At 69.2% G+C, this 22,669-nt stretch carries 22 protein-coding genes; 12 read left to right on the top strand and 10 right to left on the bottom strand.

The window, feature by feature from the left end; genetic code table 11:
• The first annotated feature begins 131 nt into the window (after positions 1-131).
• Positions 132-863 carry a lytic transglycosylase domain-containing protein gene (locus tag ACE3SG_RS21015; RefSeq protein ID WP_374568167.1) on the top strand — a complete coding sequence of 244 codons (732 nt, stop codon included), beginning with the start codon at positions 132-134 and terminating at the stop codon, positions 861-863.
• Positions 864-1,034: 171 nt separating this feature from the next.
• A complete protein-coding gene (locus ACE3SG_RS21010; protein WP_374568166.1) occupies positions 1,035-1,712 on the top strand; it encodes a winged-helix domain-containing protein in 678 nt (225 codons plus the stop codon).
• A gap of 15 nt (positions 1,713-1,727) precedes the next feature.
• On the opposite strand, the gene ACE3SG_RS21005 is transcribed toward ACE3SG_RS21010, so the two are convergent.
• From ACE3SG_RS21005 to ACE3SG_RS20990, 4 genes are all read right to left on the bottom strand, one after another.
• Entirely contained in the window at positions 1,728-2,153 is a 426-nt protein-coding gene (locus ACE3SG_RS21005; protein ID WP_374568165.1) for a hypothetical protein, read from the bottom strand.
• A 14-nt stretch (positions 2,154-2,167) separates the two neighbouring features.
• On the bottom strand, positions 2,168-3,616 hold the full coding sequence (locus ACE3SG_RS21000; RefSeq protein ID WP_374568164.1) for a hypothetical protein: 1,449 nt from the start codon (positions 3,614-3,616) through the stop codon (positions 2,168-2,170).
• A 91-nt stretch (positions 3,617-3,707) separates the two neighbouring features.
• Complete coding sequence (locus tag ACE3SG_RS20995) at positions 3,708-5,381, bottom strand: winged helix-turn-helix domain-containing protein (RefSeq protein ID WP_374568163.1); 1,674 nt, start codon at positions 5,379-5,381, stop codon at positions 3,708-3,710.
• 323 nt (positions 5,382-5,704) lie between these two features.
• Complete coding sequence (locus ACE3SG_RS20990; protein WP_374568161.1) at positions 5,705-6,643, bottom strand: hypothetical protein; 939 nt, start codon at positions 6,641-6,643, stop codon at positions 5,705-5,707.
• Between the two features lie 504 nt (positions 6,644-7,147).
• Between ACE3SG_RS20990 and ACE3SG_RS20985 the strand changes: the two genes are divergently transcribed.
• Both ACE3SG_RS20985 and ACE3SG_RS20980 read left to right on the top strand, forming a co-directional pair.
• Positions 7,148-7,582, top strand: coding sequence for a response regulator (locus tag ACE3SG_RS20985; RefSeq protein WP_374568160.1), 435 nt, complete (start codon positions 7,148-7,150; stop codon positions 7,580-7,582).
• Positions 7,583-7,634: 52 nt separating this feature from the next.
• A complete protein-coding gene (locus ACE3SG_RS20980; RefSeq protein WP_374568159.1) occupies positions 7,635-8,177 on the top strand; it encodes a low affinity iron permease family protein in 543 nt (180 codons plus the stop codon).
• 58 nt (positions 8,178-8,235) lie between these two features.
• Here the strand turns inward: ACE3SG_RS20980 and ACE3SG_RS20975 are convergent, their stop codons facing one another.
• Together ACE3SG_RS20975 and ACE3SG_RS20970 are read right to left on the bottom strand one after the other, a co-directional pair.
• Positions 8,236-9,942 (bottom strand): cation:proton antiporter, encoded by a 1,707-nt coding sequence (locus tag ACE3SG_RS20975; RefSeq protein WP_374568158.1) that lies wholly within the window; start codon positions 9,940-9,942, stop codon positions 8,236-8,238.
• A 155-nt stretch (positions 9,943-10,097) separates the two neighbouring features.
• Positions 10,098-11,084, bottom strand: a complete 987-nt coding sequence (locus ACE3SG_RS20970) for a sodium:calcium antiporter (protein ID WP_374568157.1) — start codon at positions 11,082-11,084, stop codon at positions 10,098-10,100.
• A gap of 116 nt (positions 11,085-11,200) precedes the next feature.
• Between ACE3SG_RS20970 and ACE3SG_RS20965 the strand changes: the two genes are divergently transcribed.
• The 4 genes from ACE3SG_RS20965 (at position 11,201) to otsB (ending at position 15,894) form a co-directional block, all read left to right on the top strand.
• Positions 11,201-12,460, top strand: a complete 1,260-nt coding sequence (locus ACE3SG_RS20965) for a cation:proton antiporter (protein ID WP_374568156.1) — start codon at positions 11,201-11,203, stop codon at positions 12,458-12,460.
• A gap of 119 nt (positions 12,461-12,579) precedes the next feature.
• Complete coding sequence (locus ACE3SG_RS20960) at positions 12,580-12,723, top strand: hypothetical protein (protein ID WP_374568155.1); 144 nt, start codon at positions 12,580-12,582, stop codon at positions 12,721-12,723.
• Positions 12,724-12,905: 182 nt separating this feature from the next.
• Positions 12,906-15,161 (top strand): trehalose-6-phosphate synthase, encoded by a 2,256-nt coding sequence (locus ACE3SG_RS20955; RefSeq protein ID WP_374568153.1) that lies wholly within the window; start codon positions 12,906-12,908, stop codon positions 15,159-15,161.
• Positions 15,133-15,894, top strand: coding sequence for a trehalose-phosphatase (gene otsB / locus ACE3SG_RS20950; RefSeq protein WP_374568152.1), 762 nt, complete (start codon positions 15,133-15,135; stop codon positions 15,892-15,894). The genes ACE3SG_RS20955 and otsB overlap by 29 nt, the downstream gene beginning before the upstream one ends.
• Before the next feature lie 55 nt (positions 15,895-15,949).
• Here otsB and ACE3SG_RS20945 read toward each other — a convergent pair whose 3' ends face one another.
• Positions 15,950-17,302 carry a chloride channel protein gene (locus tag ACE3SG_RS20945; RefSeq protein WP_374568151.1) on the bottom strand — a complete coding sequence of 451 codons (1,353 nt, stop codon included), beginning with the start codon at positions 17,300-17,302 and terminating at the stop codon, positions 15,950-15,952.
• Positions 17,303-17,340: 38 nt separating this feature from the next.
• Between ACE3SG_RS20945 and ACE3SG_RS20940 the strand changes: the two genes are divergently transcribed.
• The 4 genes from ACE3SG_RS20940 (at position 17,341) to ACE3SG_RS20925 (ending at position 18,863) form a co-directional block, all read left to right on the top strand.
• The gene (locus tag ACE3SG_RS20940) at positions 17,341-17,853 is read left to right on the top strand and encodes a MarR family winged helix-turn-helix transcriptional regulator (RefSeq protein WP_374568150.1); all 513 of its coding nucleotides are present in this window, start codon (positions 17,341-17,343) and stop codon (positions 17,851-17,853) included.
• Positions 17,854-17,951: 98 nt separating this feature from the next.
• Positions 17,952-18,332, top strand: coding sequence for a hypothetical protein (locus tag ACE3SG_RS20935; protein WP_374568149.1), 381 nt, complete (start codon positions 17,952-17,954; stop codon positions 18,330-18,332).
• 1 nt (position 18,333) lies between these two features.
• A complete protein-coding gene (locus ACE3SG_RS20930; protein WP_374568148.1) occupies positions 18,334-18,594 on the top strand; it encodes a DUF5985 family protein in 261 nt (86 codons plus the stop codon).
• Positions 18,591-18,863 (top strand): DUF5985 family protein, encoded by a 273-nt coding sequence (locus ACE3SG_RS20925; protein ID WP_374568147.1) that lies wholly within the window; start codon positions 18,591-18,593, stop codon positions 18,861-18,863. The genes ACE3SG_RS20930 and ACE3SG_RS20925 overlap by 4 nt, the downstream gene beginning before the upstream one ends.
• A gap of 37 nt (positions 18,864-18,900) precedes the next feature.
• On the opposite strand, the gene ACE3SG_RS20920 is transcribed toward ACE3SG_RS20925, so the two are convergent.
• From ACE3SG_RS20920 to ftsH, 3 genes are all read right to left on the bottom strand, one after another.
• Positions 18,901-19,353 (bottom strand): LapA family protein, encoded by a 453-nt coding sequence (locus tag ACE3SG_RS20920; protein WP_374568146.1) that lies wholly within the window; start codon positions 19,351-19,353, stop codon positions 18,901-18,903.
• A 51-nt stretch (positions 19,354-19,404) separates the two neighbouring features.
• Positions 19,405-20,598: an AI-2E family transporter gene (locus tag ACE3SG_RS20915; RefSeq protein WP_374568145.1), complete on the bottom strand. Its 1,194-nt coding sequence runs from the start codon at positions 20,596-20,598 to the stop codon at positions 19,405-19,407.
• A 134-nt stretch (positions 20,599-20,732) separates the two neighbouring features.
• The gene (gene ftsH, locus ACE3SG_RS20910) at positions 20,733-22,607 is read right to left on the bottom strand and encodes an ATP-dependent zinc metalloprotease FtsH (RefSeq protein ID WP_374568144.1); all 1,875 of its coding nucleotides are present in this window, start codon (positions 22,605-22,607) and stop codon (positions 20,733-20,735) included.
• Between the last annotated feature and the right edge of the window lie 62 nt (positions 22,608-22,669).

Here is a 22,669-nt window from a genome sequence, read left to right as displayed (position 1 = left end):
CACACGCGATCCACACGCAGGCGAAACGGGCGCGCCGTTCGGATCGCCGTTGCGGCCTTCGCAATCGCGGCGGCAACCGCGGCCACGGCTGCCTAGAGTCGCCCGCTTCGAATCACCCTGGAGCCCATCGCATGCGAGGTCGCATCGCGGCTGCATCTGCCCGCTGGTTGGTCGGCATCGGCCTGGCGGCGGCATGGCCCACCATCGCGTTGGCCGACAGCGCGCTGCGCTTCAAGTGCACGCTGATCGACGGCAGCGTGCACCTGCTGATCGAGGACCTGGCGCTGCGCCACCCCGGCATGGTCACGGCCTGCGAGCCGGTGCAGGTGCCGATCGCGCCAACGCCTGCGCCGGCAGGCGATGCGCGCGGGCGCGCGGGCTTGTCCGAGCGGCTGGCCGCGCTGGTGACGACGGTGGTCAATGCGCGTGGCTCGAGCGCCGCGGCACCGCCCGCCTCGATGCCCAGCGCGCTGGCCGCGCTGGTGCAGGCCGCCAGCTCGCGCTACCGGCTCGACGCCGCGCTGGTCTCGGCGCTGATCTTCGTCGAGTCTCGCTACCGGCCCGATGCGCGCTCGCCCAAGGGCGCGCTCGGCCTGATGCAGCTGATGCCCGACACCGCGGCGCGCTACGGCGTCACCACCGAGCGCGAGCTGCTCGACCCGAGCACGAATGTGGATGTCGGCGTGCGCCACCTGCAGAGCCTGCACGAGCTGTACGGCGGCCGCGTGGACCTGATGCTCGCGGCCTACAACGCCGGCGAAGGCGCGGTGCGCAAACATGGCAACCGCGTGCCGCCCTACCCCGAAACCGAGGCCTATGTGCAGCAGATCATCGCGATGAGCCGAAGCCGCCGAGACCCCTGACACCCCACTGCTGGCATCGCCCGATCGCCACGCGCCGACCCACGGACCACGCCAGCCGCCGAGGTCTGCAACGCCATTCCCATAAAGGAAAATAAATGAAACGTAAAGGACTTGAAAGAGCACGTTCAGGATAGTCTGACCTGAAGAAACCGCTTTCCTAAGGCCAGAACCGTGAACATCGCTCTGCTCTGCCAATCACGCCCGCTCGAGATCTTTGCCGCCTCGGCCCTGCGCGAAGCCGGCCTCGAGATCTCGTCTTACCACCACCTGTCGGCGCTGCTGTCGTCGATGCGGCAGCAAGAGCCCGGCGCCGTGCTGCTGCAAGACGACCACGAGCACGTGCCCGACTGCCTGGCCGCGCTGCGCATGCACGGCACGCACCCGTTGCCCGTGATCGTCGTGGGCCTCGGTGACTCGGTCAGCATCTCGCGCGCGCTGCAGATGGGCGCCGACGACTATGCGGCGATCCGCGAAGGCGGCGACTCGCTGGTGCACCGAATCCGCGGTCGCATCGCCTCGCGCCAGTCGCGGCCCAACCCCACCTCGCTGCGCGCCGGCCCCTATGTGCTGCACGCGCCCACGCAAAGCATGTCGCTGCACGATGGTGAGGTGAGCCTGACCTCGCGCGAATTCGCGCTCGCCTGGGCCTTGTTCGAAAACCTCGGCCGCGTCGTCAGCATGAAGACGCTATCAACCGAGATCTGGGGCCGCTCCAGCGACATCGGCAAACGCACGATCGAGCAGCATGTCTACAAGCTGCGGCGCAAGCTCGGCAAAGACGGCCCCGGCCGCAAGAACGTGCCGAAGATCCAGACGGTCTACGGCGTGGGCTACCGCCTGCACATCTGAGTCGCCCCCGCGCGCTCAGGGCGCCGGCGGCAGCAAGGCCCGGCTGTCGGTCGCCATGCGCTGCATCGCGCGCAGCATCGTCACGGCCTGAGCCGCGCTGTCGCGCTCGACCTCGAACACATGCTGCAGCACCAGCGAGCGGCTGTCGAGATCGAGGCCGAACACCGGCATCGCCGGGCCGCACAGCAGCAGCTGCGTCTGCAGCACCGCTTCGAGCGTCGGCGCGGCCTCGCCCGGCGCACCGATCGGGCCCACGATCGCCAGCGCGGCCAGCTGCGTGTCGCCACCGGTCAAGGTGCGCATCCATGTGACCGGCACCTCGCCGATCAGCAGGCTGGCCTGGTCGATGCAGCGCTGCTGCTCGGGCGCGTTCAGGCCCAGCTCGGCGGCCACGGCGCGCAGCCACGGTTGCGCCCGATCCGGAATGCAAGACGAAGACATCGGCTGCTCCACTTTCAGGGCTGGCGTGCGCGGTGGCTGCGCACGCCGTCGTTGAGCTGGTAGCTCTTCACCGTCAGGGCCAGCAGGCTGCCCAGCAGCACCCCGGCGCACAGCGCATTGACGGTGGCCTGCACGGCGTACTGGCCGCCCGGCGGCGTGCCGGCCTCGCGCATCTTCGGCGCCAGAGCCTGCATCACGCCCATCGCCAGCAGCGACGGCAGCATCATGTTGAACACCCGCGCGTCGACGCGCTCGGCCTGGCGGCCCAGCTCGTTCGGTGCCAGCGGGTTGCGCGATTCAAGGTGGATGTGCGTCACGTGCGACGGGTCCGCCTGCTGCATGCGGCGCGCCGATGCGTTGTCGACCAGGTGGTCCTCGACCGACGAGGTCAGCATGTTGGCCACACCGGCGATCAGGCCCGCGGCCACCGCCAGGCCGCGGTCGGCGTTCCACGCGGCCTGGCCGCCCAGCACCGTCTGCTGCAGCATCTGCGCGCCGAACTCGACCGCGCCGGCGGCGGCGCCGAAGCCCAGCCGCATCGTCGGCGTGATGTCCTGGCCGCGCAGGTTGCGGCCTTCGAGCGGCTGCGGCACCGCGGGGTCGCTGTTGCCCACGTGCACCGTGTTGACGGTGGGGCGAAAGAACTCGCGCAGTTGCGACACCAGGTGCGCCCGCAGCTGGATCGCCGCCGCGGCTTGCGCCACGGGCTTGAGCTCGGGCCGCGCCATCGACAGCACGGTCAGGCTCAACGCGGCCACGTCACCGCCGGCAATGCCCAGGCTTTGCACTGCCTGCCAGCCGCGGCGCGGCAGGTTGTTGGCGGTGTCGAGGCCGTGCCCCGCGAAGGCACGGTTGGCCACCTGCGGCGCCGACTCGCTGTGAAGCTGCGACAACACACGCCGCGCCAGCGACCACGCCAGCACGCCGGCCTGCACGCCGGCGGCCACCTGCGGGTGCGTCACCACGGCGCGCGCCAGCTCAGGCGCCACGCTGCCCTGCACCACCGTGCGCACCACCGCCACCGGCCCGAAGTGGCGAGCGTTCTGCATCGCGAAGAACGCCGCCGCCGAAGCCTGCCGCGGCGCGTGTGCAAGCTGCATCGCCTCGATGTCGTGCGCGGCATACGAGGTGGCGGTGGGCGAGCCCGGCGACGGTGGCGTCTGCGGCTCGATGGCTTCGGGCTGACCCGCCGATGGAACGGGCCCGGGGCTGCCGGCGCGAACCGGCAGCGACGGCAACGACTGCCGCCGCGGCGGCGCCACCGTGTCGGCCGCCGCGCGCGGCGTGCCGGCGTCCAGGCTCATTCGCCGCGGATTCAGCGGCAGCGTGCTGTCCAGGCGCCGAGCCATGGGCGGGCTGATGGACGGGCTGGTGGGCAGCGGCGTGCCCGCCTCGGGCGTTGCCAGGCTGGCCGGGCCGCGCGCGGCGAGCGCACCGGGGGCGATGGGGGTCGTTGGGGGCATGGGTCACCTCGTGGTCGACCCACTGTCGGGCGAGGCTGTGACGAGTGCGTGACCCGGCGCGTGGCCGGCCGCGCGCGCTTCGCCTGCGTGCTCAGCGCTTCGCTGCGGCCGCGAACGCCAGGTTGGCCGGCACACCCGACGCCAACGCACCCGGCGGCCCCTGCGCGCCCAGGGTCAACGACAGCAGCTCGAACAGATCGCGCGAGAAGCCCTGCACCTGCACGCCGGCGGCCGGTGCGTCGACGAGATAGCGGTCGAGCGCTTCGCGCAGGTCGCTGATCTCGGGCGCGAATTGCTCCAGGCAACGCGCGTCGGGCTGGACCTTCAGCACCCGCGAGGCCAGCTCGAACAGCGACCGCACCGCCTCGGCATGCCGATCGTGGCCGGTGTCGAGCTCACCGGATTCTTCTTGCAGGCGCTGTGCATAGGCGCGCGTGCTTTCGAGCAGGTGGTAGCGCGGCGGCTCGCCCGGGTCGACCAGCACCAGCGACTGGTCGACCAGGCCTTCGAGCGCGTCGGCAATGCCCCAGGCTTCCAGCTGATCATCGGCCAGCATGCCGATGGCCTGCTCGAGCGTGAAACCGGCCTCGAACGACGCGAGCCGCCGAAAAACGCGCCTCTCGGTGTCGTTGAGCAGGGCGTGGCTGAGGTCCATCGACGCGCGCAGCGAGCGGTGCCGCGGCAGGCCGGCGCTCATGCCGCGCGTGAGCAGGCGAAACCGGTCACCGAGGCATTCGCACAGATGGTCGACACCGAACATCGGCAAGCGCCCGGCCGCCAGTTGAATGGCATGCGGCAGGCCGTCGAGCCGGCGGCAGATGTCGATCACCGGCCCGGCGTTGTGCGGGCCGAGCTCGAAGTGCTGGTCCTGCGCGCGGGCCTGGTCCACGAACAGGGCCACGGCGCCGTGCGCCAGGGCCTCGCGCCAATCGGCCCCCGGCGCGGGCACCGACAGCGGCGGCGGGCGAAACACCCGCTCGCCCGACACCCGCAGCACCTTGCGGCTCGTGACCAGCAGCGCGACACGCTCGGTGCTTTCGAGCACCGCGTGGGCGAAAGCCGCGACCTCGCCCGCATCGACCTCGGCGTTGTCGATCACCAGCAGGGCCTCGCGCTCGCGCAGCAGGTCGAGCACGGTCGATGGCTCGGCCGCCGTGTCGAGCCCCAGCGCTGCCGCCACCGCGGCCAGCACGTTCGTCGGCCCCTCGTCACGGCCCAGGCCGACCCACACGGCGCCGTCGCGCAGCCGCTGCCGCGCGTCGTGCGCGCAGGCCAGCGCGAGTGTCGATTTGCCGAGCCCGGGCGAGCCGGTCACCGTCACCAGGCGGTGCTCGGCCACGCGCGCCAGCAAGGCCTGCAGATCGTCGGCCCGGCCGTGCATCGGCTGCGGCACACGCGGCAGGTCGCGCGGCCGAAAGCCCGTGGGTGCTGCCACCGCCGCCGGCGGCGCGCAGGCCGGCGCAGGCTCGACCTGCACCGGCAACGCGAAGCGGTAGCCACGGCCGGCGACGGTGTCGATCGCATCGCGGCCCAACAGCCGGCGCAGCCCCGAGACATGCACCGCCACGTTGTTCTCTTCGACGTTCTGACCCGGCCAGACGCCCGTCAGCAATTCGTCCTTGCTGACCACTTCACCTTCACGCTGGACCAGCATCGCCAGCAGATCGACCTGGCGAGCGCTCAGCCGAACCGGCTGCGTGCCATTGCGCAGCACGCGGTCGACCAGATCCAGCTCATAGGCACCAAAGCCAATTCGCCCAGACACTTCATTCGCCCCAACTCAGCGGACCTCGAAAGCCCGTCAGCCCTCCTCGACGAGATCCTGTTTTCCTGCGCATCGTGGCGTTGGAAATTTCTTGTGCCGAGATATGCAGACGGCGCCAACGCACGTCGCATCTCGGTCGCGCAAGCTTATCCCTGTGCTTGCCTTGCGGGGTGAGAGTCTAGGCATCGGCCATGACAAAAGTTGAGGGGCTGCACACCACCCCACTGTCAGGCATTTGCAAGACAGTATCGATAAAGGACAGTGCCGTATCTGCCTTGCTTCGCTTGCGTGTTATTCGAAAGCGAAAGCCTCAGGCAACGCCCTCACGGCACACCTTCGCCCAGCCCGTAGTTCCAGCGCAATTCGCAGCCGGCGGCAATGTCTTCGCTGGCGCGAAAGGCGCGGATGCGCGCCTGCCAGCCATGGCGCAGCACCACGCGATAAGTGGCCGCGGTGACGTTGTAGCCGTCGGGCGGATGGCCGGTCACCTCGCCGCTCGCATCGGTCTCGAACAAGGTGTTCATCAACGACATGATGTTCTCGCCATTGATCGACACCTGGCCCAGCACATCGGACGCCGCCATCAGGTAGCGGTCGTCCTGCAGCACAAAGAGGTCGACCTCGTCGAGCAACTGGCCGCCGTAGACACCCAGGCAGGTGCCGGCCGGGATCGCCCGGCGTGCGAACAGGCCCCATTGGCCGATCAGCGCCTGCTCACCCGGGCGGCGCAGGTCAGCCTCGGTGACACGCCTGGGCACCAGCCACCGCAGGCTCGCGGCGGCGCGGGCCCGGCGGCTGGCGCGTGGGCAGGTGAACGGCTCGACATCGGCATAACCCGACGAGTCGCCGACCACCTCGACGAGGCGAACCTCGCCGTGGTCGGCATCGCGAAACGGGTACACGCCGCAGGCCTCGATGCGAAAGGCCGGCCGCGCCACGCGCGCACGCTCTCGAAAGCGAAAGCGGCGCAGCATCGACAACCAGCGGTCGGTGCCGTGGCGCACCAGCTCGAGCTGCCCCGCGCGCTCGGCCACGTTCGACGCGTCGACCTCGCCCTCGTCCATCGCCGACAGGATGCGCTGCCGGCTGTCCAGCAGGTGCGCCATCAGCGCGCGGCGGCGCGCGGCCGCATCGGCCAGGGCCTCGGCCGCGGCCCAGCCATCGTCCAAGTAGTCGTCGAGTGCGTCCCACTGCGCTGCCTGGCCCCCGCAGCGCCAGGCCGCCGCGCCCAGGCCGGCCGGCTCGCCGCCAGCGTCACGCACGGCTCGGGCGAGGCCAGGCCTCGGCAAGCAGGTGGGCGGGCGGCAATGAGGTGCGCATCGGTGGGCGGTGTGGGGTGCCCCAGACTCGCACGGCAAACGTTTCCATGCGCTCGCCCACGCGAAGGCGCCGACGGGCAACCGAACAGGCACTGACAACTGCCGCCTTCAGTGCCACCGTCAGTGCCACCTTATGTGGCAGCGTGATGACAAGCACGGCAAATCAAGCGCTTGGCGACCTTGCGCTTGGCTTGTCCACAGCCTTGTCCCCCGTCTACGGGGACAACTGCGCCGCCGGGCAAACACCGTTCCCGCGGGCTTTCGCGGCAGACCCCACCACAAGCCGATTTCCCACGCCGGCAGCGGGGTTGCCGATGCGGTCGCCATGCGAAGCGCCCAGAATTCGAGGCTCACATCGGCAGGCCCCAACGCGAGGGTCGCCACCTACATCAGCGTCGTCGGGAGTTGTGCATGAGTGTGCCTTGCAGGCCGGATTGCCGGCGTGTCTTGATCGTCAACGACAACATCGAGTGGGCCCATTCACTGGCCGATCTCGTCGAGGCCCTCGGCCATCTCTGCTGGCTGGCGAGCGACGGTTATTCGGCGATCCAGCGCACCGACGAGTTGAAGCCCGATGTCGTGCTGCTCGCGCTCGACCTGCCGATGATGTGTGGCTTCGAGGTCTGCCAACGGCTGCGCATGAAGCACTTGGGCCGGCCGATGAAGATCATCGCGATGGCCACCTGTGGCGACGACGCCGAGCGCGAAGAGGCGATCAGCTGCGGCTTCGATGCGCTGCTGGTGCAACCCATCGTCTTGCGCACGCTGGCCGAGGCGCTGCGCCCGGCCGGGGCGAGCGCGCCCGCGCTGCATGCGGTGGGCGAGCCGGGCCTCTCGGCCACCGCCCGCCTGCGCGAAGCCGAGCGCCCCGCCGGCCACTGAGCCACGCGCCGTCGGCGGCGGCCCGGGCACTGCGTTTGCCCTGAACGCCGTCATGCAACCTCCCGCAGTCAATCAGATGGCCCCGGCCGTCGGGCGGCCGGCCGGCCCCGGCCCCGGACCATCCGCCACCAGCGGCACGCCAGCGTGCGCCCCGGGCTCGGCGCCGCGCCCCCACTCGGCGATCGTCGCCACCTTCGACCGTTTCGCGTCGCAGGTGACACGCTGGGCCGGCTCGCCGGTGGCGTTTGCCATCGCCTTCCTGAGCATCGCCGTCTGGGCCAGCGTCGGCCGGCTGTTCGACTTCTCCGAGAACTGGCAGCTGGTCATCAACACCGGCACGACGATCGTCACCTTCCTGATGGTGTTCCTGATCCAGCAGAGCCAGAACAAGGACAGCGTTGCGCTGCACCTGAAGATCAACGAGCTGCTGGCGGCCAACCAGCGGGCCAGCAACCGCATGATCGGCATCGAGGGCCTGGACGAGCAGGACCTACGCGACCTCGCGGCCTTCTATCAACAGCTGGCCGAGCGGGTGGGCACGCGGCAGGACGACCGCACGGCCCACTCGATCGACGACGACGCGTCGCCAGCCTGAGGCAACGCTGACCATCAAACCAGGGCGCGCAGCCTCCCGGGACTCATTCAACGTCGCCCTAACCGGCCTGCGCGGGCGGCGCGAAACGCGCCAGCGCGTGGCTCGTCATGCCCTTGGCCAGCTCTTCTTCGCCGAAGAACACCGAGCCGATGCCCTCTTGTCGCAGCAGCGCCGACTCTTCCTCGTTGTGCGTGCGCAGCAGGATCTCGATCGTCGGGTTGAGCGCGCGGGCGGTCTCGGCCATCTGGCGGACGTTGAGCGTGTCGGGCGTGGCGACCACCAGCATCGCCGCGTCGGCAATGTGGGCCTGGATCAGCACCGCCGGGTCGGCCGCGTTGCCCGACACCGCCGCGATGCCGTTCTTGCGCAGCGCTTCGACCAGCTCGCGGTTCTCTTCTGCCACCACGTAGGGGATGCCGCGCTCGTCCAGCGCCTTGGCGATGCGCCGGCCCACGCGGCCATAGCCCACCAGCACCACCTGGCCTTCGAGGTACCGGCGCTCGGTGCTCATCGGCAGCTCGGCATACGGGTCTTCGCGCCGCTCCAGCGCGCGGGCGCGGGCCGAGTGCCGCAGCACCCAGCGGCGTACCGGCTCGACCGCGGCGAAGACGAAAGAGTTCATCGCGATCGAGATCAGCACCCCGGCCAGGATCAGGCTCATGCCCTGGGCCGGCAGCAGCCCGAGCGACAGGCCCAGGCCGGCCAGGATGATCGAGAACTCGCCCACCTGCCCCAGGCCCGCGGCCACCGACAGCGCCGTGTTCAGCGGGTAGCGCAGCGCCAGCACCAGCAGCATCGAGACCAGCGCATTGCCGCCGATGACCACCGCGATCACGCAGGCCAGGCGGCCCGGCTGCTCGACGACGATCATCGGGTCGAACACCATGCCCACCGAGACGAAGAACAGCACCGAGAAGGCGTCGCGCAGGGGCAGCGACTCTTCGGCCGCGCGGTGGCTGTACTGCGACTCGCGCATCACCGTGCCGGCAAAGAAGGCGCCGAGCGCGAACGACACGCTGAACAGCGCAGACGCGCCAAACGCGATGCCGATTGCGGTGGCGATCACCGCCAGCGTGAACAGCTCGCGCGAGCCGGTGCGCGCCACCTGCCACAGCAGCCACGGCAACAACCGGCGGCCAACGACGAGCATCAGCGCGATGAAGGCCGACACCTGCAGCAAGGTCTGCCCGATGGCCAGCCACAGCGATGGCGTGCCGGCCGCCACCGCTGTCTTGCTGCCCAGTGCGCCGGCCAGCGGCGGCAGCAGCACCAGCACCAGCACGGTGACCAGGTCCTGCACCACCAGCCAGCCCACCGCGATGCGGCCGTTCAAGGTGCTCAGCAGGTTGCGCGACTCGAGCGACTTCAGCAGCACCACCGTGCTGGCGCAGGCCAGCGCCAGGCCGAAGACCAACGCGCCGCCGGCGCTCCAGCCCCACCAGCGCCCGAGCGCGAAGCCGAGCGCGGTCGTCACGCCCATCTGCACCACCGCACCGGGCACCGCCACGCGCCGCACCGCCAGCAGGTCGGCGGGCGAGAAGTGCAGCCCGACGCCGAACATCAGCAGCATCACGCCGATTTCGGACAGCTGCGAGGCGATCTGCGTGTCGGCCACGAAGCCCGGCGTGGCCGGCCCGATCACGATGCCCGCCACCAGGTAGCCGACCAGGGCCGGCATCTTGGCCAGCTCGGCCAGAAAGCCCAGCAGCAACGCGCCGCCAAAGGCCGCTGCCACCGTGGTGATGAGGGAGATGCTGTGATCCATGGGTACCGCTGGGGAAATCTGACAAGGTCGGCGGTGGCCACGGACCGGCAGGCAGCTAACCACACCCATCCACAGACACCGAACCACCCGATGATAGGTGGCACCCTGCCACGCGCCGCGGTGTAAGCCGACGGTCCGCCTGTTGGCTCAGCCTCTCAGTGCAGATACTGCACGGCCGAGTTGAACAGGTAGAGCGCCAGCAGCGCCAGGCTCGCCCAGCTGGCCGTACGCCACACCCGGTAGATCGGCCGCTGCACCAGTGCCACGATGACCACGGCGCTCATGGCGCAGGCAATGAGCGCCGTCGCGCCATGCAGCGGCGACAAGTCGGCATAGATCGGCCCGCGAAGGTAGGCGAAGTCGTCCAGCGCGAGGATCAGCACGTCGAACAGGTTGCTGCCCAGCAAGCCGCCGAAGGCCATGTCGATGGCACCGATGCGCAGGGCGCCCCAGGTGGTCGCCATTTCGGGCACCGAGGTAGCCACAGCCATCAACAGCGTGCCGACGAACGACTTCGACCAACCCATGGTCCGGGCCAATTCGACGCCGATCAAGGGCAGCCATGTCCCCATGCCGACGATCACCGCCGTCGCGACGCTGTAGCGCATCAAGGCGCTCTTGAGCGACATCGACGGAAGGGCCTCGGCAACCGCCGCGGGGCGGCGCTGCTCGGTGAGATAGAGCCCGCGCATCCCCAGCAGGTAGATTGCGACGACCACGACGCTGGCCACGCTGAGGTGGCCGACGCTGGGCAGCATGCCCTGCTGGGTCAGCAAGATCGCCAACCCGACCGTCGACAGCAGCATCATTCCCAGCGCCGCGGACATGGCGTGGTGGATGCCGGCCGTGGCGTATATCGCTTCGCGCCGGTAGAACACATCCACGAGCGCCAGGATGGCCAGGTTGAAAACGCAGCTGCCCAAGGCGTCACCGGCGGCCAGGTCAGGCGCCTGGGCCACGGTGACCGCGCTCAGGCCGGTCACGAGCTCCGGCAGCGAAGTCACCGTGGCCACCATGATCAACCCGATCCAGTTTCGAGACAGCCCCGTATGCGCCGCGATGACGTCACCGTAACGGCACAGACGCGCGCCCGCCACGCCGATGACAGCCACGCACAAGCCAAACTGGATCCAGATGAGCAATGCAGGAGCCACGACGCGCCCTCTTCACGCCACGATCGGGCGCAGTATCGCCCGGCCCAGCCCTGCAGCCCCACCGGCGCACCGACAATGCGCGCCTCTCGATTCGACTGACCGCCATGTTCGACATCGCCGCCACCCTCTTGGTGCTGACCGCCGTCCTCACCTACCTGAACCATCGCTTCGTGCGACTGCCCACGACGATCGGCGTGATGGTCATTGCGCTCGCGTTGTCGCTGGGCATCGTGGTGCTGAACGCCTTCGGTATTGCGCAAGCGCTCAAGGACTACGAAGAATCCCTGCTGCGTTCGATCGACTTCTCGCAGGTGTTGATGCAGGGCATGTTGTCGCTGCTGCTGTTCGCCGGCGCGCTGCATGTCGACCTGAGCGAACTTCGTGAGTACCGCTGGCAGGTGGGCGGGCTGGCCATCGCGGGCACCGTGGCCTCGGCGCTGCTCGTGGGTTATGGCTTGTGGTGGCTGCTGCCGCTGGCGGGGCTGAACCTGCCGCTGATCGACTGCCTGCTGTTCGGGGCGCTGATCTCACCGACGGATCCGATCGCGGTGATGGGCATCCTGAAGTCTGCCGGGGCACCGAAGAACCTGGAACTGGTGATCGCGGGCGAATCCCTGTTCAACGACGGCGTGGGCGTGGTGCTGTTCTCGCTGCTGGTGGGGCTGTCGCTGGGCAGCGACCCGACCGCGCACACGATCTCGCACCTGGTGTTGACGGAAGTGGGCGGCGGCCTGCTGTTCGGCCTGGTGCTGGGCTATGTGACCTATGCACTGCTCAAGAGCGTGGACAACTACCAGGTCGAGGTCCTGCTGACGCTTGCGTCGGTGATGGGGGGCTACGCGCTGGCCAGCCACCTGCACGTGTCGGGCCCGCTGGCGATGGTGGTGAACGGGCTGTTCATCGGCAACCGCGGCCGTTCGCTGGCCATGTCGGACACCACGCGCCGCTACGTCGACATGTTCTGGGAACTGATCGACGAGATCCTCAACGCGGTGCTGTTCGTGCTGATCGGCATGGAGTTCGTGCTGATCGACCTGCCGCTCCAGTTGCTGTGGGCCGGCGCCATGGCAATCGGCGTCACCTTGGTGGCGCGCTGGCTGTCGGTGGGGCTGCCGGTGGTCGCCGCCGGGCGCCGCTTCCGCCTGCCCGAGGGCTCGGCGACGGTCTTGACCTGGGGCGGCCTGCGCGGCGGCATCTCGGTCGCGCTGGCCTTGTCGTTGCCGCCCGGCACCGCGCGCGACAGCCTGCTCGCCTTGACCTACTGCGTGGTCGTGTTCTCGATCCTCGCGCAAGGGACCTCGATCGGCTGGGTCAGCAAGCGGGCGATCCGGCAGCACCGCGACGCGGCCGCTCGACCGCACTGACGGCGCGACGGTCCAGTACACTGCCGCTTCGGGTGCCACCGCTGGAACAGCGCGTGGCAGGTTCACGCGATGGTCGGGCCGCCTTGCGGCTTTCTGTCGTCCGTCAACCTCGCGCACCCATGCTGACAGTCATCGTCGCCATCTTCGTGCTCGCCTATGCGGCCATCGCGGTCGAGCACCCGCTGCGCCTCCACGAGTCGGCCTCTTCGCTGACCGGCACCGGCGCCCACCTGCTGCTGTACCGCCTGGCCCCGGCCCCCTGAGCGGTCATTCGAAACCGTCTCACCATGGCCCCGCTCGACCGCCTCCACCGGCTCTGCCGTCGGGTAATACATTTGAACGAATGTAGTATTCTGATTCCCTGCCTCTCGCGCAGTGACCTTCGTCACTACTGTCACCTGCACTGCAGCTGAGTGCCATACCGCATGCCAAGCGAGCCGCCACCATGAAGACCCTTCGCCTGCAACTTCGATTCTTGGTGCCGCTGATTGCCACGCTGGTCTGCGCTGCGCTGGTCGCCGTGCCGCTGATGGACCAGCTCACCCTGCGCTGGTTCGCCCGGGATCTGAACATCCGCGGCCAACTGGTGACCAACACGTTGGCCGAGTCGATCATCGACGCGCAGAACGACGGCAAGTCCTGGCGCCTGCAGTCGATGTTCGAGCGCGCGGCGCGAGACGAGCGCCTGATCGCCATTGCACTGTGCAGTGCCGACAACATGATGTTGCGCCAGACGGCGGGCGTCCCGAAGTCGCTCGACTGCGCTCGGGCCCGCGAGATTGCCGAGTACACCAATCCGCGGCTCGATCTTGCTTCGGGTGCCGTGCACGTCGGCGTCCACTCGCTGGAACAGGGCAACCCGAAAGCCGACCTGCTGGTGCTGCTGCACGACCTGAGCTTCATCGACAAACGAAGCCAGGACACCCGCCGCTACCTGATCGCCTTCATCGTCGGCCTGGGCCTGACCATTGCGCTGATCACGGTGATCGTGGCGCAGCTGAGCTGGCGCGGCTGGGTGCGGGGCATGCAGGGCATCTTGCGTGGCGAGGGCTTGCTCCTGCCGCTGCTGCCGCCGCCCGAACTGCAGCCGTTTGCCAGCGAGGTCAGGGCACGGCTGCGCGATCTCGAGGACGAATACCGCCGCGGGCTGGAACTCGTGTCCGAATGGAACCCCGAGCGGCTGCGGTCGCTGCTGCACACGCAGTTGCGCGGCGACCAGGTGATCGTGGTCTCCAACCGCGAGCCCTACATCCACGAGCGCAACGTCGAAGGCGAAGTCATCGCCAAGCAGCCGGCCAGCGGCCTGGTCACCGCCGTCGAGCCGGTGATGCGTGCCTGCTCGGGCACGTGGATCGCGCATGGCAGCGGCAGCGCCGACCGCGATGTCGTCGACAGCCGCGACCGGGTCGCCGTGCCGCCGGGTGCCAACGACTACACGCTGCGCCGGATCTGGTTGACGCCCGAAGAGGAACAGGGCTACTACTACGGCTTCGCCAACGAAGGCCTGTGGCCGCTGTGCCACGTGGCCCACGTGCGCCCGGTGTTCCGCGAGTCCGATTGGGAGGCCTACCGGGCGATCAACCAGCGCTTCGCCGATGCGGTGGTGGCCGAAGCGCGCACCGAAGACCCGGTCGTGCTGGTGCAGGACTACCACTTTGCGCTGCTGCCGGCGATGATCCGCGCGAAGCTCCCCCGCGCGACGATCCTGACGTTCTGGCACATCCCTTGGCCCAACCCGGAGTCGTTCGGCATCTGCCCGTGGCGGCGAGAGATCCTGCAAGGCATGCTCGGAAGCACCATCCTCGGCTTTCACACGCGGTTCCACTGCAAGAACTTCATCGAGACGGTCGACCGGTACCTCGAGGCCCGCATCGAGCACGAACACTCGACCATCACCTTCCAGGACAAAGAGACACTGGTCGAGAGCTACCCCATCTCCATCGAGTGGCCCGAGTCACCCATGGCCACCCCGGTGCCGGAATGCCGGCGACGGGTCTTCGAAAAGCTTCACCTGAGCCCCTTGACCTGCCTGGCGGTGGGCGTGGACAGGTTCGACTACACCAAGGGCATCCTCGAGCGCTTGAACGCCGTCGAGCGCTTGCTCGAGAAGCGGCCCGAATGGATCGGGCGATTCGTCTTCGTTCAGGTCGCGGCACCGACCCGCAGCGCACTGGAGGAATACCGCAGCTTCCAGCAGCGCATCCACATGGTGGCCGCCCGCATCAACGAGCGCTTTGGCCGCGGGGAGTACGAGCCGGTCCGTCTGCTGGCCCACCACCACGAGCATGACGAGGTGAACGAGTTGTTCCGCGCCGCCGACATCTGCGTCGTGACCAGCCTGCATGACGGCATGAACCTGGTCTGCAAGGAATTCGTGGCCGCACGCGATGACGAGCGGGGTGTCCTGGTGTTGAGCCGGTTTGCGGGTGCGGCGCGAGAGTTGCCAGAGGCATTGATCGTCAACCCGTACCACGTCGAGGAAACCGCCGACGCCTTGTACCGCGCCGCGACGATGCCGGCGGCCGAGCAGCGTGAGCGCATGGCCAGCCTGCGCATGACGGTCAAGGAAAACAACGTCTTCCGCTGGGCTGGCCGAATGCTGGCTGACGCGGGGCGCTTCCGGCTGCGCGGGCGGATCGCCGCGCGAGTGCAACGCCACACAGCCACGAGTGATGAAGATGAAACGTCTGTTCACGCCTGACGCCGAGGCGGCGCTCGTCCGTACGATGCAAGGCGAGCCGCTGCTGGCCTTCGACTTCGACGGCACGCTGGCCCCGATCGTGCCCGTGCCGGAGGACGCCCGCATACCGACCGCGGTCATGTGGCGCCTGCAGCGGCTCGCCGAACGTTGGCCGGTGGCCATCATCACCGGCCGGACCGTCGACGACGTGCGCAAGCGGCTTCCGTTCGCCCCTTGGCGAATCGTCGGCAGCCATGGAGCCGAAGGCGGCAGCGAAGCGGCGTTGGCGCAAGCCCGGGCGGCGCTCGATGTGGCCAGGCGCCGATTGGACGATGCCAGGCTGGACCTGCACCAGCACGGCGTGCTGCTGGAAGACAAGAGCGCCTCCATCGCCCTGCACTACCGGCTCGCTTCGGATCGGCAGGCCGCCGTGCACGCGATCGCCCAGGTCCTGGCTGGCCTGCCGCCGGAACTGGCCGTCTTCGGCGGCAAGATGGTGGCCAACATCGTGCCGGCCTGGGCCCACGACAAGGGCAAGGCACTGGCCGAGATGGTCGAAGAGCGAGGCAAGCCGGGCGCCGTATTCGTCGGCGACGATGTCAACGACGAGAGCGTCTTTGCGCGTGCCGAAGACGATTGGTTCACGATCCGGGTCGGCCAGGACTACCCGAATTCGCAAGCCAAATACCTGCTCGACGGCACCGCAGACCTGCCCCGGCTGCTCGACATGATGCTGCAGGCCGCCGCCAGGTAGCGACTGGCCCGCGGCACGGGCACGGCGCCCGCGCCTTGCCGCCGTTTCGTGGCTGTCAGCCCGGCGGCATCGCAGATGCCGGCGGTGCCGGTGGTGGCAGCGCAGAGGGCAATCGCGCGAGTTGCAACGCAGCCAGCGCGCCATAGAGCGGCCGGCCCAGCACCCGCGAAACAGCGCTGGCCACGAGCGCGCAGGCCATCAGGCTCAAGACCATGCCGTGGCCGTCGACCATCTCCATCACGATGATGAACGAGGTCAGCGGCGCCTGCGTGGCGGCTGCCAGGAAGCCCACCATCCCCAGCGCGATCAATGTCGGGGCATGGCCGAAGCCCGTCAGTGCCGCGATGTCATTGCCCAGCGCGCCGCCAATGGCCAGCGATGGCGCGAAGATGCCGCCGGGCACGCCCGCCCAGGCGGTCAGCCAGGTGGCCAGGAACTTGAACAGCACGAAGACCCCGGGCGTCTCGCGGCTGCCGGCCAACATCTCGCGCGAGTGCAGGTAGCCGCTGCCGAAGGTCGCACCATCGGTCACGAAACCGATGGTGGCGATGGCCAGCCCGCAAGCGCAGGCGAATCGCACCGGGCTGGCTCGGCGCCAGCGGCTGGCCCGGTCGCCGCCTTCGCCCGCCAGGCTCACCAACAGCAGCCGGGCGAACAGCCCACCGGCCAGCCCGCTGGCAAGTGCCACGACTGTGGCCGGCCACAGCAGGTCCAGGCTCAACGCCCGCGACTGGATGACCCCGAAATAGGTCGCATTGCCGTAGACCGAGACCGCCATCAGGCCGGCCAGCACGATGGCCGCCACCAGCAGGCCGCTGCTGCGTTGCTCTGGTTTTCGCGACAGCTCTTCTATCGCAAACATGATGCCGGCAAGCGGGGTATTGAAGGCCGCGGCGATGCCGGCCGCCCCGCCGGCCACCAGCAGGCCGTGCTCCGTCACCGGAGAGCGCTCGGGCAACCAGCGGCGTGCATGGTGCATCACGCCGGCGGCCAGTTGCACCGATGGCCCCTCGCGGCCCAACGACAGGCCGCACAAGAGCCCCGCCGCCGTCAGCACGAACTTGGCGGCCGCGAGCTTGAGTGACACGAACAGCGGCCGGTCCTTGGCGGTCACGGGTGTTTCCAGCGCCGCCATCACCTGCGGAATGCCGGAGCCAGCCGCCCCCGGCGCGAAGCGGCGCGTGAGCCAGACGATCGCCGCCGTGCCGGCCGGCACCCACAGCAGCGGCAGCCACAAGGCCTGCGCCCGCAGCGCGAAGAACAGCTCCAAAGCCCGCTCAGTGACCCAGGTGAAGGCGACGACCGACAGCCCGGCCAACACGGCCGCGGCCAGCACGACCAGGCGGGCCTGCCAGCGCCGGACATCGCCGAATTCACGCCGGAGCGCCAGGTGGATGGGAAGGTGCATGGGTGTGCCGTCTCTCGTGCCCGACCTATGATCTGGCCATGACAAGGTCGAAACCAATTGCCGCCGCGAAGCACACCGCGCGGGCGGACCAGGATGAATCGGTCAAGCAGGTCCTGCGCCAGTTCCGCCAGGTCTTCAACGCCGTCAAGACCCATTTCCAGAAAGTCGAAAAACGGGCGGGCATCGGCGGCGCCCAGTTGTGGGCATTGAGCGTCATCGCCGAGCATCCTGAGCGAGGGGTCAACGATCTGGCCCGGGCGATGGACATCAAGCAATCGACCGCCAGCAATCTGGTCAAGAGCCTGGTCGAGCGGGGCCTGGTGGTGGTGTCGCGTGACGGCCCCGACCGGCGTGCCGTGCAGCTGAAGGTCCTGCCGCCCGGACGTCGCATTCTGGCCAAGGCCCCGGGGCCGTTCACAGGGGTGTTGCCGGGCGCGCTGTCGCAGCTGGATCCTCGAACGCTGCGGCGGATCGAAAAGGATCTTGCCACCCTGATAGAGGCCCTGGGTGCCGATACACGCGCCGCGACGACGCCGCTGGCAGACATGTGACCTGGCAGGCCGAGGGCTGCCGGCCGTGGGGCGGGGCAATACATTTGTAGCAATATACTCTGCCCCACTGCATCGCCAGCCCCATCGATCAGAGCAGCGTGAGCTCCAATTCTGACATTCCCGAGGGCGTCGAGCGTTTCTTGCTGACGCGGATTCCGTCGGTGCCCTGTCTCGAGGCAGCGCTGCTGTTCCACGCGATGCCGACGCTGGCGCGCACGGCGCGCGAGATCGCGCAGGCGCTGTACTTGCCGGATCACGCGGCGCTGAAGATCCTGCAGGCACTGATTGACAACGGCATCGTGACCGCCGAAGGCGACCACTACTGCTATGCCCCCGGCGAACAGTCGCACCGCATGCTCGACCAGGTGGCGCTCGCCTACAAGGACAACCTCATCGGCGTGACCCAGCTCATTCACAACAGCACACGCAAGAGCGCCCAGCGCTTTGCAGATGCTTTCAAGCTCAGGAAGGACGTGTGAGATGGACAAGGCGATCTACGCGGCCTGTGCGCTGACCGCGCTGGTTTCGGCCTGGCTGCTGCTTCGCGCCTACGCGCGTGGGCGCTCACGGCTGCTGCTATGGAGTGGGCTGTGCTTCGGCGGCCTGACGTTGAACAACCTGCTGCTCGTGCTGGACAAGACGGTCCTGAAAGACATCGACTTGTCGGTGCCGAGGTTGCTGATCGCGCTGATGTCGATGCTGCTGCTGGTCGGCGGCATGATCATGGAGCACGACCAGTGACGGCCGCAGCCGTCAACCCGTTGCTGCTGGGCGCCATCGCGGCGCTGTGCTTTGTCGCGGGGCTGTTCTTTCTGCGCTACTGGCGCAGCACCCGGGATCGCTTCTTCCTGTTCCTGATGTCGGCGTTCTGGATCGAAGGTGCCAACCGGCTGCACATCGGGTGGACCGGAAGCTGGAGCGAAGACGGCCCGACTCATTACATCGTGCGCCTGCTCGCCTACGGGCTGATCGTGCTGGCGATCCTGGACAAGAACCGGCCCGGACGCTGAAGGCCGCGGGACGAGCATCGTCTTGCGGCCCGAGCTCTCATGGCTCGCGCGGATGACCGCCCGACAGCCGATCGTCCATCTCGGCGATCGTCGCCAGCATCGAGTTGGTGGCCTCATGAAGTTCGCTTCGCACCCTGGCATCCACCTCGTCCAGGCGCCTGGCCAGCTCGGCCGTCGACTCGCGCAGTTGGTCCTGCAGCTGGGTGAGCCGGGACGCCTCCGCATCGGTCGCCAAGGCGCGCTGCTGCTGCAGCTCCTTCGTGTGGCGTCGAGATTCCGCCAGCACCTGCCCCTGCCAGACGAGCAGGTTCACGACGAACGCGGCGACCACGAGCGCCAGCAGGCACAGCATGACCAGGCCAAGTGGCGCCTCGACAGTGGTGAACAGCAGCCACAAGGTGGCCGGCACCCACAGGCTGGGCCAGTTCGCCGCGCAGAAGATCACCACGGCTCCCAGCGACAGCCAGATCAACAGGTTTCGAGCACGCATGACGATTCTCCTTCGATGGCCTCGAGGCCGATGGCGCATTGATTCTTCCACCTACCCGCCCAGCAGCTCACCTACCGGCTTGAACCCTTCGACGTGGTCGCAGGTGGCCTTGACCACCATGATGATCGGCACGCCCAGCAGCATGCCCCACACGCCCCACAGCCAGCCCCAGACCAGCACCGCCACGAACACCGCCACCGGGCTGAGCCGGCTGGCGCGGCTGGTGAGCCACGGCGCCAGCAGGTTGCCCGAGATCATGTGGATGACCAGGCACGCGCCGCCGGCCATCAAGGCCATCTCCAGCGTGCCGAACTGCATCAGCGCGCTCAGCATCGCGGCGGCCATCAACGCCAGCGAGCCGACGTAGGGCACCAGGTTCAGCACCAGGGCGGCCACGCCCCACACCACCGGGTGCTGCACCCCCAGCCACCAGAACGCCAGCCCGGTGGCCACGCCCACCGCGGCGCTGATGACCAGTTGCACCAGCAGGTAACGCTGGATCTGTTCGGTGATTTCGTCGAGCACCTGCACCGTGATCTTCTTCTGGCTCAGGGTCGGCCCGGCAATGCGCACCATCTTGCGCCGGAAGGTGCTGCCGCTGGCCAGCAGAAAGTAGGTCAGCAGGCACACCACCGAGGCCTGGCCGACCAGCGCGATCAGGCCCAGCGTGCCGCTCCACAGGTAGTCGTGGATGTTGAACTTGGGCTGCACCACCTGCACCTGCGTGATGCCCTGGCCCGACGGCAGCGCGCGGGGCGATCGTTCATCGGCCACCCGCTCGATCTCGGTCGCGGCCCGCTGCACCTTGTCGAGCGCGCCGGGCGACGTGCCCATGCGCTCGCGCAGCGAGACCCGCAGCTTCTGCGCCGCGGTCGGCAGAGCCTGAACCAGCTCGGCCGCATCGTCGCCCAGCGCATAGGTCGTCCAGCCCAACCCGATCACGATGCCGGCCACCACAACGGCCGCGCCGGCGCCGCGCGGCACGCGCCAGCGCTCGAGCCGGTCGACCAGCGGCGACAGCGCATAGCTGAACATCAGGCCCAGCAACAGCGGGATCGCGACCGCGGCCGCCCAGTGCAGCGCGTAGACGCACAGCAGAAAAGCGATCAGCGCCATCGACGCACTGCGCACGTCGACCGGCATGTGCAGCCGCAGGCGCGGCGGCTCGTCGGGCAGCGCCGGCTCGGCCCGCGCCGCTGGCGCATGCGCGGGCTCGTGCTCCGCCAGGTTGGTTGTCATGTCCATGTCGTCCCTCCACCGGCCGGGCGGGCCACCGTCTGGCGCCAGGCTGCCGGCAGTCTGGTCGACCAGCCGCTCGCGCGGCATCAGCCGGCGGTGGAAACTGCCGTAGGACGACACCGCGCCTTGCGGCGCTGTCTTCAGGGCTGACCGGCGACGGCCTCGGTGCCGGCCGCGTCAGCCACCTCGGCCGGGGGCGCCGCGGCCGATGGGCTGAGCAGGGCCGCCAGCTGCGCCTCGTCCAGCGTCTCTTGCGCGATCAGCGCCTGCACGCAGCGGTCCAGCGTCGGGCGGCGCGCCTTCAGCAAGGCGGTGGCGCGCGCCATCGCGCCTTCGAGCAGGCCCTGCACCGCGTGGTCGATGCGCTCGGCGGTGAGCGGGCTGACGCTGCCCGACGCCGCCATCACGCCCAGCTCGGCCGCCGGGGTGTGGAAGGCCGGCTGCCGGTCGGCAAAGACCACCGGCCCCAGCGTCTCGTCCATGCCCAGGCGCAGCACCATGTCGCGCGCCAGGTCGGTGGCCTTGGCCAGGTCGTCGGCGGCGCCGGTCGAGGGCTCGCCGAACACCAGCAGCTCGGCCGCCCGGCCGCCCAGCAGCACGGTGAGCTTGTCGACCAGCTCGCCGCGGCGCAGCACATGGCGGTCCTCGCTCGGCCGCTGCATCGTGTAGCCCAGCGCGCCCACGCCATGCGGCACGATCGACACCTTGTGCACCCGGTCCACGCCGGGCAGCGACAGCGCGGTCAGCGCATGGCCCAGCTCGTGGGTGGCGATCAGGCGGCGCTCGGAGTCACCGAGCAGCAGGTGCTTCTTCTCGATGCCGGTGACGATGCGCTCGATGGCCTGGGTGAAATGCTCCAGCGTCACCGCGTCGGCCTGCCGCCGCGTGGCGACCAGGGCCGCCTCGTTGACGAGGTTGGCCAGGTCGGCACCGGCGAAGCCCACGGTGATCGCCGCCACCTGGTCCAGGTCGATGCCGGCGGCCAGGCGGATCTTCTTCACATGCACCTGCAGGATCGCCAGCCGGCCGCGCCGGTCGGGCCGGTCGACCAGCACCTGGCGGTCGAAGCGGCCGGCCCGCAGCAGCGCGGGGTCGAGGATCTCGGGGCGGTTGGTGGCCGCCAGCAGCACCACGCCCACGCTGGGGTCGAAGCCATCGAGCTCGACCAGCAACTGGTTCAGCGTCTGCTCGCGCTCGTCATGGCCGCCCGACAGCGGCACCGCACCGCGGGCCTTGCCCAGCGCGTCGAGCTCGTCGATGAAGATGATCGCCGGCGCGCTGGCGCGGGCCTGCTCGAACAGGTCGCGCACCCGCGCGGCGCCCACGCCGACGAACATCTCGATGAATTCCGAGCCGCTGATCGAGAAGAAGGCCACGCCGGCCTCGCCCGCCACCGCGCGCGCCAGCAGCGTCTTGCCGGTGCCGGTGGGCCCCATCAGCAGCACCCCTTTGGGCACGCGCGCGCCGAGCCGGCCGTGCTCTTTCGGGTTGCGCAGAAAGTCGACCACCTCTTGCAGCTCAGCCTTGGCTTCGTCCACGCCAGCCACGTCGTCGAAGCGCACGCCGGTCGACTTTTCCATGTAGGCCCTGGCTTTGCTGCGGCCGATGCCCAGCAGCCCGGCCCCGCCCTGGCCGGCCAGGCGCCGGTTCATCAATGCCCACAGGCCCAGGATCAGCAGCCACGGCGTCAGCCAGGCCAGCGCGTCGGTGAACCAGTTCGATTCCTGCACGCGGCGAAACGGCACGTCGTAGCGCGACAGGCGCTCGGCCAGCGCCGGCTCCACCACCGCCGTGACGATGGTGGTCTTGCCGTTGCGCGGCTCGCGCAGGGTCGCGACCAGCGTGCGGTCGAGCACCTGCACCTCGCTGTAGCGGCCATCGCGCGCCTCGCGCTCGAACTGGCTGTAGGGCACCACCTCGACCCCGCGGCCCCTGCCCCACCAGTCGGCCACCACCCACAGCGCCAGCACCATCGCCGCCACCGAGGCCCATGTGGGCCATGCCTTCTTGTCCATCGTGCGCCGGCCTCCTGTGCAATTGCCTGGCGCCGCCATTGGCCCACGCGCCAGCCCCCGCG

This window comes from Ideonella sp. (assembly GCF_041914305.1).
Taxonomy (GTDB): domain Bacteria; phylum Pseudomonadota; class Gammaproteobacteria; order Burkholderiales; family Burkholderiaceae_C; genus Ideonella.
Note: the sequence above shows the minus strand (reverse complement) of the source record. Positions and strands in the feature narration are given on the sequence as shown.